9 protein-coding genes are annotated in these 9,090 nt (G+C 69.1%); 6 read left to right on the plus strand and 3 right to left on the minus strand.

From position 1 onward, the window contains the following. Both AB0J09_RS45790 and AB0J09_RS45795 read left to right on the plus strand, forming a co-directional pair. A partial coding sequence (locus AB0J09_RS45790) for an aldehyde dehydrogenase family protein (protein ID WP_360705957.1) occupies positions 1-381 on the plus strand: 381 nt, incomplete at its 5' end. Positions 382-400: 19 nt separating this feature from the next. Continuing rightward, positions 401-1,306: a hypothetical protein gene (locus tag AB0J09_RS45795; protein ID WP_360705960.1), complete on the plus strand. Its 906-nt coding sequence runs from the start codon at positions 401-403 to the stop codon at positions 1,304-1,306. On the opposite strand, the gene AB0J09_RS45800 is transcribed toward AB0J09_RS45795, so the two are convergent. Together AB0J09_RS45800 and AB0J09_RS45805 are read right to left on the minus strand one after the other, a co-directional pair. After that, the gene (locus tag AB0J09_RS45800) at positions 1,284-2,348 is read right to left on the minus strand and encodes a hypothetical protein (protein WP_360705963.1); all 1,065 of its coding nucleotides are present in this window, start codon (positions 2,346-2,348) and stop codon (positions 1,284-1,286) included. The genes AB0J09_RS45795 and AB0J09_RS45800 overlap by 23 nt on opposite strands. Before the next feature lie 55 nt (positions 2,349-2,403). Then, positions 2,404-3,405, minus strand: coding sequence for a peptidase (locus AB0J09_RS45805; RefSeq protein ID WP_360705966.1), 1,002 nt, complete (start codon positions 3,403-3,405; stop codon positions 2,404-2,406). 198 nt (positions 3,406-3,603) lie between these two features. Here AB0J09_RS45805 and dxr point away from each other — a divergent pair, with 198 nt between their 5' ends. The 4 genes from dxr to AB0J09_RS45825 all read left to right on the plus strand — a co-directional run bounded on the left by dxr (position 3,604) and on the right by AB0J09_RS45825 (position 8,839). Beyond that, a complete protein-coding gene (dxr, locus tag AB0J09_RS45810; protein WP_360705969.1) occupies positions 3,604-4,782 on the plus strand; it encodes a 1-deoxy-D-xylulose-5-phosphate reductoisomerase in 1,179 nt (392 codons plus the stop codon). 31 nt (positions 4,783-4,813) lie between these two features. Further along, positions 4,814-5,977 (plus strand): flavodoxin-dependent (E)-4-hydroxy-3-methylbut-2-enyl-diphosphate synthase, encoded by a 1,164-nt coding sequence (gene ispG, locus AB0J09_RS45815; RefSeq protein WP_360705972.1) that lies wholly within the window; start codon positions 4,814-4,816, stop codon positions 5,975-5,977. 363 nt (positions 5,978-6,340) lie between these two features. Next, positions 6,341-7,915 carry an alpha/beta hydrolase gene (locus AB0J09_RS45820; RefSeq protein WP_360705974.1) on the plus strand — a complete coding sequence of 525 codons (1,575 nt, stop codon included), beginning with the start codon at positions 6,341-6,343 and terminating at the stop codon, positions 7,913-7,915. A gap of 81 nt (positions 7,916-7,996) precedes the next feature. Continuing rightward, entirely contained in the window at positions 7,997-8,839 is an 843-nt protein-coding gene (locus AB0J09_RS45825; RefSeq protein WP_360705980.1) for a GNAT family N-acetyltransferase, read from the plus strand. Here AB0J09_RS45825 and AB0J09_RS45830 read toward each other — a convergent pair. Then, positions 8,836-9,090 (minus strand): DUF3037 domain-containing protein (locus tag AB0J09_RS45830; RefSeq protein WP_360705977.1); only part of this gene is annotated, 255 nt, incomplete at its 5' end. The two genes, AB0J09_RS45825 and AB0J09_RS45830, sit on opposite strands and share 4 nt — an antisense overlap.

Here is a 9,090-nt window from a genome sequence, read left to right on the forward strand (position 1 = left end):
GGCAGCCGCGAGGGAGCGACGGTCGCCCCGACCGTGCTGGCCGACGTCCCGCACGACGCCAAGGTGGCGTGCGAGGAGGTCTTCGGCCCCGTCATGATCCTCCAGCCCGCCGCCTCGATCGACGAGGCGTACGCGATGGTCAACGACTCGAAGTACGGGCTCCAGGCCGGGGTGTTCACCCGCTCGCTGGACGCCGCCTTCCGCGCGAACCGGGAGCTGGAGGTGGGCGGCGTCATCATCGGCGACGTGCCTTCGTACCGGGCGGACCAGATGCCTTACGGCGGTGTGAAGGACTCGGGGATCGGACGCGAGGGGCTCCACTCGGCGATGGACGACCTCACGTACGAGAAGGTCATGGTTCTGACCGGTCTGACGCTCTGACAGGGCTGAGCATCCCCGCATGGCGAGGGGATTTCGGTACGTCGACGCGGTCCGGCTCCTGGGCGGTCAGGACCCGGCGATCAGGGCCCTGGACACCCTGCTGGGGGTCGGCACCCTGGGTGTCTGGGACCTGATCGAGGTCAAGAACGAGCTCATCAAGGTCGGGAACGACCTTCTGGGGCGGTGGCGGGACTGGCGCGCCGACAAGGTGTGGCGCAGCCGTACCGAGCGGTTGGAGGCCGCGCACGCGATCCTCGCCGTCACCGCCTACCTGGAGGCGCTCGGCCGGTTGGAGCTGCCCGTCTCTCTCAAGAGCTTCAGTAAGGACGAGCAGCGGACGGTCTTCGGGATGCGGGAGATCCCGTGCCCAGCCCCGCACCGGCCCTTCGAGCGGAATGTCGAGGAGGTCGCGGGCACGTACCAGGCGTTCAACGGCAGCATGATCGACGTGATCGAGGTGGATCCAGAGAGTGTGGATATCGTGTTGCGCCTGCCCGCGCACGGCCGGCTGGAAACCACGATCCCTTTTCAGCCCGACCCGCTGCTGGACCGCCGCAGCATCGTGGACCTCGTGATGGAAGCCGAGTTCTGCTACGACATAGAACAGATGGCGCTCATCCATGTCATCACGCCGTTCTTTGCCGAGGTTGAGACTCGAGGGCGCGGAGCACCGCTGCGTGGGTTGTTCGAAGTGCTGAGTCTGCGGCCGGACAACGACCAGGAGCGGGTTGAGACCTACATTGGTGCGATCGGGGAGTGGAGCCGGAGCAACCTCACGCCGTTGGTGAAGGCCATACTCGGTGACCTGGCGCTGACCACCGGTGCCGGCACGGACGAGATCATCGCCTCCGTGTCGCACGCGTCGGAGGAGGCCGCGGTCTTGATGCAGCAGGTCGCCCGGGCTATGCGTGTTCCGCCGTGTTGAAGAGGGCCTTGACGGTGTCGCCGAAGAACGGGCCGTACATGGTGCGGTGGTCGTCGCTGTACTTGAAGCTGCTCAGCGACGTGATCGTGCCCTTGCCCGTGCCCGGGTCGAACGTGGTCATCCACGGCCCGCCGCTCGAGCCCGCCGTCATGTCGCAGGCCAGGCCCTGGTCGCGGCTCTGCCCGTTGGGGTCGTTCTTCAGCCGCCCCGCGCAGTAGACCAGGTGGTCGCCGCTGTACGGCGGGTCGGCGGGGTAACCGAAGCCGAACGCCTGCCCCCCGCGCGCGGCGTTGAAGGCGATCTCCTGCGTGCCCACCACGTCGGCCACGTGCCTGCCGGCCGACGTGGCCAGCGCGACCATGCCCACGTCGAAGTTGTCGTCGCCGCTGCGCGACCACGGGCCGGCCACGAACATGCGGCGCGCCGCGTACTGCCCGTACGGCTGCAGGCCGGTCGTCTCGTACCCGGGGACGAACGTCCAGTTCGCCGCCCACTCGCCCGCGCCGTCCTTGACGCAGTGGCCGGCGGTGACCACGACGTCCCTGTTGGCGCTCTTTACCGTGCTCGCCGAGCAGACGAAGTCGGCCCCGGCCACCGTCAGGAAGACGCGGCCCGTGGTCCTGGCCACGGCGCCGCCTGTGATCCAGCGCGAGCCGACCGTGTTGGTCTGCGGCCGCCCGGCCGCCTGGTGGCGCGGTGTTCCGGGACCGGACAGGCCGGCACCGTACGGGCCCAGGCGGCGGCCCGACAGGTCCGGGGCGGCGTGTACGCCCGCGGTGCCCGTCAGGTCGCTCAGCAGGCCCGCACTGTCCGTCACGATGTCCAGCAGGCCGATCGGCAGCGCCTTGGCCATGCGCTCCGGCGTCCAGTAGTCGAGCACGTGCCGCTGCTCGGCGGCCGTGCGAGCGGCCACGTGCTCGACTATCTGGGTACGCACTGCCCTGTGGGCCTGCTGCGGGCCGGGGGTTCCGCCGAGGAGGGCGGGGCCGATCAGACCTGCCAGAAGCGGGGCGGCCGCAAGCAGGGGGGTGCTCAAGGTCATGCCCCCGGAGTCTGCACCACGAGGTGTGTTCTTGTGACTACTTTCGGTAAAAGACTCAGAGTGCGTTGGTGTTTTGCGCCGATTGGTAGACGGCCTGGGCCTCGTTCCCGAAATATGGGCCGAACATCCAGTTGGGGGCGAAGTTGTATTTGAAGCTGTTGACCGAATTCTGCGTGCCGAGCCCGGTCGACTCGTTGAAGTTCAGCATCCAGGGACCGCCGCTCGAACCGCCGGTCATGTTGCAGGTCAGGCCCTGGTCGTCGCTCATGAGGTAGTCGTCGAAGGTCCGGCCGCTGCAGTAGATCAGCTTCGAGCCGTCGTATGGCGCCGCCGCCGGGTAGCCGAACCCGTACATCTGCTGCCTTCTCTGCTGGTTGAACGCGACGCCCTGGCCGCCCACGACGTCCACCAGCGTCTTGCCCTCGAGCGGCGCGACCACCGCGGCGGCGACGTCGAAGTTGATGTCCTCGCCGGAGTTCCACTGCGGCGTGGTCAGCAGCTTCGTGGCCGCCCAGGTGCCGAACGGCCGCTCGCCGTTGTTGTAGCCGGGCACGAAGACCCAGTTTGTGTGGAACGTGCCATTCAGCTTCACGCAGTGGCCGGCGGTCAGCACCACGCTCTTGTTCGCGCTGGTCACCGCCGAGCCCGAACACGACGCGTTCCGCCCCTGCGTGGTGAAGAAGATCCGGCCGGTGGTCTTCACGACCGCGCCGCCGCCGGTCCACGCCTGGCCGGACGATCTGGCCGCCTGCAACTCCACGCCGACGCGCGTCGTGCCGGTGGGCGGCGCCGTCCACGGGGTGCCCTCCGAGGGCTCGTCCATGGTCAGCTTCGTCCCCTTCTTGGGGTTCGGCGCGTCCAGCGGCTTGGCCGTCTCCATCCGCTGCTCGGTCCAGTACGTCAGGACCTGCCGCTGCTCGGAGGCCGAGTCCGCCGCCGCGTGCTGGGCGGGTTTCGGCCGCATCTGGACGTTGGCCTGCGCCGTGCTCGCCGGGAGCAGGGCGGCGCTCCCCGCGGCGAGGGTGAGGATGGAAAGCAGAACGACTCTGCGGTGCATTACGTACCTCCCGAAAACCGGACCTGAGGTTCGGAAGGTAGCGGTATCAATATCCAGATTTCTCAAGATTTGCGCATACCGATATAGCAATATTCCGGCACAAATTAACTGCGTTATCTCGGGTCACATAAGTGACGGGATTTTGGCACGGTCGGTGCCGCGTGCCTGAGTACGTCCCGCAGCGGGGACAATGGACAGGTGCATGAAGAGACCCTCCGCACTGTCGTCGTGCTCGGCTCCACTGGCTCCATCGGCACTCAGGCCCTCGATGTCGTGGCCGCCAACCCGGGCGGCTTCAAGGTCGCCGGGCTGGCGGCGGGGGGTGGCAAGGTCGAGTTGCTCGCCAGGCAGGCGGCCGAGTTCGGCGTCGAGGTGGTGGCGGTGGCCGACGCGGCGGCCGTTCCCGCGCTGAAGGACGCGCTGGCCGCGCACGGCGTGACGCCCATCGTGCTCGGCGGGCCCGAAGGGGTCGCGGAGGTGGCGGCGTGGCAGTGCGACATGGTGCTCAACGGCATCACCGGTGCGCTCGGGCTGACCTCCACGCTGGTCGCGCTCGAGGCGGGCAGGACACTCGCGCTGGCCAACAAGGAGTCCCTGATCATCGGCGGGCCGCTGGTCAAGCGGCTGGCCAAGCCCGGGCAGATCCTGCCGGTCGACTCCGAGCACTCGGCGCTGCAGCAGTCCCTGTGGGCCTCGGGGCCCGACGGCTACGCTCCCGACAGCGTCAAGCAGCTGGTGATCACCGCGAGCGGCGGGCCGTTCAGGGGGATGAAGCGCGCGGAGATGGCCGGCGTCACGCCCGAGATGGCACTGGCCCATCCCACCTGGTCGATGGGCCCGATGATCACGATCAACTCCGCCACCCTGGTCAACAAGGGGCTCGAGGTGATCGAGGCGCACCTGCTGTTCGACATCGGTTTCGACCGTATTGAGGTCGTGGTCCACCCGCAGTCGATCATCCACTCCATGGTGGAGTACGTAGACGGCTCGACCATCGCCCAGGCCAGCCCGCCCGACATGCGGCTGCCGATCGCGCTCGCGCTCGGCCACCCCCATCGCATCCCCGGCGCGGCGCGGGCCATCGACTGGACCAAGGCGCACACGTGGACGTTCGAGCCGCTCGACGACGTCGCGTTCCCCTCGGTCGCGCTGGCCAGGCACGTCGGCGGCGCGGGCGGCACCGCGCCCGCCGTCTACAACGCGGCCAACGAGGCGTGCCTCGAGGCGTTCATCCGCGGCGAGCTGCCGTTCCTGGCGATCGTCGACACCGTGGCCAAGGTCGTCGAGGAGCATCAGGTGACCCCGGCCGACTCCGTCGAAGAGGTGCTCGCGGCCGACGCCTGGGCCCGGGCCCGCGCGGTGGAACTCACTACCTAGACTGGAAACCGTCGTCACAGTAAGGGTTGAAATGACTTCTGTAGCTCTCGGCATCCCGACGGTCCGTCCCAAGCCGCTCGCCGAACGCCGACACTCTCGCCAGATCATGGTCGGCAGCGTGCCGGTGGGCGGCGACGCGCCCGTCTCGGTGCAGTCGATGACGACCACGGTGACCGCCGACGTCAACGCCACGTTGCAGCAGATCGCCGAGCTCACGGCGTCGGGCTGCCAGATCGTGCGCGTTGCCGTGCCGTCCCAGGACGACGCCGACGCCTTGCCGATCATCGCCAAGAAGTCGCAGATCCCGGTCATCGCCGACATCCACTTCCAGCCCAAGTACGTGTTCGCCGCCATCGAGGCGGGGTGCGCGGCTGTCCGGGTCAACCCCGGAAACATCAAGAAATTTGACGACAAGGTGGGCGAAATCGCCCGGGCCGCCTCCGACCACGGAGTGCCGATCCGGATCGGCGTCAACGCCGGCTCGCTCGATCCCCGCCTGCTGCAGAAGTACGGTAAGGCCACGCCCGAGGCGCTGGTGGAGTCGGCGCTCTGGGAGTGCTCGCTCTTCGAGGAGCACGGGTTCCGCGACATCAAGATCTCGGTCAAGCACAACGACCCGGTCGTGATGATCAACGCGTACCGGCTGCTCGCAGCCAAGTGCGACTACCCCCTGCACCTTGGCGTCACGGAGGCCGGCCCGGCCTTCCAGGGCACCATCAAGTCCGCGGTCGCCTTCGGCGCCCTGCTGGCGGAGGGCATCGGCGACACCATCCGCGTCTCGCTCTCCGCGCCTCCGGTGGAGGAGGTCAAGGTCGGCACCCAGATCCTGGAGTCGCTCGGGCTGCGGGAGCGGGGGCTGGAGATCGTCTCCTGCCCGTCGTGCGGGCGGGCCCAGGTGGACGTGTACACGCTCGCGGACGAGGTGCAGGCGGGGCTCGAAGGGCTCAAGGTGCCGCTGCGGGTGGCCGTGATGGGCTGCGTGGTGAACGGGCCCGGGGAGGCTCGGGAGGCCGACCTCGGGGTGGCTTCCGGCAACGGCAAGGGGCAGATCTTCGTCAAGGGCGAGGTCATCAAGACGGTGCCGGAGTCGCAGATAGTGGAGACGCTGATCGAGGAGGCGCTCCGGCTGGCCGAGGAGATGGGCGTCGAGGTCGACCTCGACGACGACTCCGGCCCTCAGGTCGTCGTCGGCTGATCCCTTCCTCTGGAGCTCCCGGGCTTCGCGGCTGAGCTCCTGGGCTTTGCGCGCGTCCGGTTCGCGGTGCCTTCGCGTCCTCGGGGTTGCGGTGGATCCGGCTTGGCCGGATTCTGCGGCGGCTTCGGGCGGCGCGCGGGCCGCGGGTGCTGTGCGAGCGCCTTGAAACGGCGCCTCGACCCGCCAACAGGCCGTGCCCAGCGGCTCGTGCTCAACAACCCGCGCCCAGCGCCCGTGCCGTGGGACGGTTACGGGATGCAATCAGGCAATTACAAATTGGCAAGCCTTTCCCCATACCCAGAGTGATGACACGGCCGCGCACGGGAGCATCGCAGGCCTATGAACACGGGGGAATGGGGCCGGATGAAACGGGTCGTGGGGGTTGTCGCGAGTGTTGTGGTGCTCGTCGGCGGGATCGTGAGCGCGGACGGGGCGGCGCTGGCCAGCGGCGCAAGGGGGGCGCCGGGCACCGTGGCCTGGGAGCCGTGTCCCAAGGAAGCCGGGAGGGCCACGTCGGCCAACCTCGAGTGCGCCACGGTACGCGTACCGCTCGACTACAACGAGCCCTGGGGCCAGACGATCACGCTGGCCATCAACCGGATCAAGGCCAAGGTGTCCAGGGACGCCAACCACCTCGGCACGCTCCTGGTGAACCCCGGCGGGCCGGGGGCGTCCGGGCGGGAGCTGACCGAGTTCGTGGCCACGTCGCTGCCGCGGGACGTGAGCGAGCGGTACGACATCGTCGGGTTCGACCCGCGCGGCGTCGGCGGGAGCGAGCCGGCGGTGCACTGCGTGGACCCGGAGACGTACTTCAAGCCCCCCAGGCCGGACGCGGTGCCGCACGGTGAGGCAGAGGAGCGGGTGCTGCTGTCGAGGGCGGCGGACTTCGCGAACCGGTGCGGCAACTACTGGGCCTGGCTGCTGCCGTACCTCACCACCGAGAACTCCGCCAGGGACCTGGACTCCATCCGCGCCGCGCTCGGCGAGGAGAAGATCAGCTACTTCGGCTACTCGTACGGCACCTACCTGGGCGCCGTCTACGCCACGCTCTTCCCGACCAGGGTCAAGCGGCTCGTCATGGACAGCACGATCGACCCCACGCAGGTCTGGTACGAGTCGAACCTCAAGCAGGACAGTGCCTTCGAGCACCGCCACCGCCAGTTCCTGGCCTGGACCGCCAGGCACAACTCCGTCTACAGGCTGGGCGCCACCAGCAAGCAGACGTCGTTCGCCTACTACGCGATGCGCGACCGGCTGCGCACCCGCCCGGCGGGCGAGGTGGTGGGGCCGAGCGAGCTGGACGACGTCTTCACGATCGGCGGGTACAGCGACCGGGTCTGGCCCCAGTTCGCCCAGGCCTGGTCCTCGTACGTACGGGAGGGCGACGTCAAGGGCCTGCTCGACCTCTACGAGAAGTACGGCAAGGACGACGAGAGAGCCGAGAACGGCTACGCCATCTACCTGGGCGTCCAGTGCGCCGACGCCAAGTGGCCGCGCCAGTGGGACAAGTGGCGGACCGACATGACGCGGATGCATCGCGAGGCGCCGTTCATGACCTGGCCGAACGCCTGGTTCAACGCTCCCTGCGCCTTCTGGCCGGTCAAGGGTGGCACGCCGGTCGAGGTGAAGGGGTCGCCGAACCTGCCGCCGATCCTCATGATCCAGTCCCGCGACGATGCCGCGACGCCGTACAAGGGGGCCTTGGAGATGCGCAGGCACTTCGCCCACGCCACCATGGTGATCGAAGGCGGCGGCAACCACGGCGTCTCGCTGGCCGGGAACAAGTGCGTGGACGGCCGCCTCGCCGCGTACCTGAGGGACGGCACGCTGCCGGCGCGGGACGTGACGTGCGCCGGGCTGCCCGAGCCTCAGGCGTCCGAGCACATGGCGGCGGCAAGCCCCACGGACGGCTTGTTCGGGCTCCTCGGGCTGCTCTAGGAGAAATGACGTCAAGAAAGGATTACCGTCGGCATCGCCCGATGAGCCAATCGGTAACCCTTCGCGTAGTCTGACCATGTGATGCTGCGTACATCGGCGTCGCGCGTGCTCGACGACAGCGACCGGGACGAGGTTCTCGCCCTGCTGGACACCGACCCGGTCGCGAACGTCTTCGTCTCCTCCCGGGTGCGGGCCGTCGGACTCAATCCGGCGAGGCTGGGCGGGCAGATGTGGGGGTTCGGGCCGCGCGGTGGACTTGTGTCACTCTGTTACGCCGGTGCCAACATGGTGCCGGTCAACGCCGGTCCCGAGGCCGTGCACGCGTTCGCTGACCGCGCCCGCAAGCAGGGGCGTCGCTGCTCCTCCATCGTGGGCCCGGTCGACGCCGTCTCCCTGCTGTGGGAGCGTCTCGAGCCGCACTGGGGCCGGGCCCGGGCGATCCGGTGGGCGCAGCCGGTCATGGCCACCTCGCGCAAGCCGCCGGTGCCCCCCGATCCGCTGGTACGCCGGGTGCGGCCGGAGGAGTTCGACGTCCTGCTGCCTGCCTGCGTGGCCATGTTCACCGAGGAAGTCGGCGTCTCGCCGAACCTCGGTGACGGCGGCGCGCTCTACCGCACCCGCGTGGCCGAGCTGATCAGGATCGGCCGCTCCTACGCCCGCATCGACGAGGGCCGCGTGGTGTTCAAGGCGGAGATCGGGGCCGTCACGCCGCACGCCTGCCAGATCCAGGGGGTCTGGGTCGCGCCGGAGCTGCGGGGGAGGGGCCACGCCGTGGCCGGCATGGCCGCCGTCGTGGAGGCCGCGCTGAGCCTCTTCGCCCCCGTGGTCACGCTGTACGTCAACGACTTCAACCAATCGGCCCGGGCCGTCTACCGCAAGGTCGGCTTCCAGGAGGTCGACACGTTCATGTCGGTCCTCTTCTAGACCCGTACGAGCTTGTCGAACAGCCTGTTCAGCTCGATGTCCGGGTCGGCGGTGAGGCCCGCGTGCACGGGCCCGGTCTGGACGATCGTGCTGCGGGGGGCGGTCAGCCAGCGGAACCTGCCGCCGAGCGGCTCCTCGGCCAGCGGTCCCGGCTTCTCGCCGCAGGCCAGCTCGTACGCGCTGAGCGCACGGCGTACCGCGTCGATGTCGGCGCCCGGGTCGAGGGCGCGCAGGCGGCCCGGGTCGAGCTC

The sequence above is a fragment of the Nonomuraea sp. NPDC049784 genome (genome assembly GCF_040659615.1).
In the GTDB taxonomy this organism is placed as follows: domain Bacteria; phylum Actinomycetota; class Actinomycetes; order Streptosporangiales; family Streptosporangiaceae; genus Nonomuraea.